Here is a 976-nt window from a genome sequence, read left to right on the forward strand (position 1 = left end):
CCTAGATGAATGAGTCCGATGTCTTCAGTGGTCATAGGCGATCAGGGATCGCTTGACCGGGGCATCGGTGGTCCAGTTGTGCCAGATGGCGGTGGCCAGGGCGAGGAGTCGTTGTCCGGTGCGGGCGAAGACCCCGGCCGGGGTTCTGCCGCCGTGTTGTTCCAGGCTGAGCTGGCCCTTGAGGGTGTCGATCACTGCCTCGATCCACTGGCGCACCCGGGCGAGACGGCCGTGCCGGACCGGCTCGTCCTTGCGGTCGGGCCGTACCAGGTGGGCGCCGAGCCGTTCGGTGATGAAGGCTTCGAACTCCCGCCCGGCGAAGCCCTTGTCGGCGAGGATTACCTGCCCGGCCCGGATCAGGTGGTGGTCGCGCTCCAGTAGCGCGGCCATCACCTCGCGCTCGCCGAGTTTGGGGTGGGCCAGGCACCAGGTGACGGGCATGCCCTCGGCGGTGGTGACCAGGTAGAGCCGCAGGCCCCAGAAGAACCGGGAGTGGCTGCGGCAGTATCCGTAGCCGGCGTGCCCGGCCAGATCGGAGCGTTTGACCGTCTCGCGGGAGGCCGCGCACGGCAGTGGGGTGGAGTCGATCAGCCGCAGGTCGTCGTGCCAGGTGGGCACCTGCCGGGCCAGCGTCTCGATCACGTGGCTGATCAGCGGCCCGGCCGCGTTGAGGCGCTTGGTGTAGCCGGACTGCTGGGGCAGGTAGCGGAAGAGGTGCCCCAGCCGGGCGTGGGCGAAGCGGATCCAGTGCCGGGCGGAGGGAAAGCCGAGCAGGACCTGGGCGACGGCCAGGCACAGCAGTTCGGCGTCCGTCAGTTTCGGAGGTCGCCCGATCCGGCGGCATGGCGCCACATGGTCATCGATGAACACGTACAGTGCCGTCAGAAGGGCGTCCAGGTTTGTCTTCACACACTGACCAACGGGCGCCCTTCGCCATGGTCGCGACCAGGACAGACATCGGACTCATTCATCTAGG

General features: G+C 67.9%; 1 protein-coding gene. It reads right to left on the reverse strand.

The features are described from left to right. Nucleotides 1-24 precede the first annotated feature (24 nt). Nucleotides 25-909: an IS982 family transposase gene (locus tag IQ279_RS27520; RefSeq protein ID WP_206352042.1), complete on the reverse strand. Its 885-nt coding sequence runs from the start codon at nucleotides 907-909 to the stop codon at nucleotides 25-27. Nucleotides 910-976 lie beyond the last annotated feature (67 nt).

It is taken from the genome of Streptomyces verrucosisporus (assembly GCF_017114865.1).
In the GTDB taxonomy this organism is placed as follows: domain Bacteria; phylum Actinomycetota; class Actinomycetes; order Streptomycetales; family Streptomycetaceae; genus Streptomyces; species Streptomyces fenghuangensis.